At 52.8% G+C, this 339-nt stretch carries 1 pseudogene; it reads left to right on the top strand.

The features are described 5' to 3' along the window. Nucleotides 1-18: 18 nt before the first annotated feature. Nucleotides 19-339, top strand: a pseudogene (locus DDR33_RS25405) (hypothetical protein); the annotation flags it as partial.

A 339-nucleotide genomic window follows, 5' to 3' on the forward strand; every position in this document is an offset into this window, starting at 1 on the left:
AAACAGGAGGAACCCCGAATGGGAATCAAGCAACTGTGCAGACTGTTTGGCAAAACACGTCATGCCTGGTATGACCATCAGTGGCGCTATCAGGATACCGGATTAAAAGAGGAGATCATCCTTCAGTATGTCCATCAGGTCCGCCGGAGCCTGCCGCGGACAGGTACCCTGAAATTACATTACATGCTCACTCCCCTGCTGGCAGAGCATGGCATCCGGGTAGGGCGGGACTATTTATTTGACCTGATGCGGGAACACGGACTGGATATCCGGCGGAGAAAGAGACGGGTAGTGACCACCGATTCCCGTCACTGGATGCATAAATATGCCAATCTGGTG

The organism is Pararcticibacter amylolyticus, assembly GCF_003130405.1.
Lineage (GTDB): Bacteria > Bacteroidota > Bacteroidia > Sphingobacteriales > Sphingobacteriaceae > Arcticibacter > Arcticibacter amylolyticus.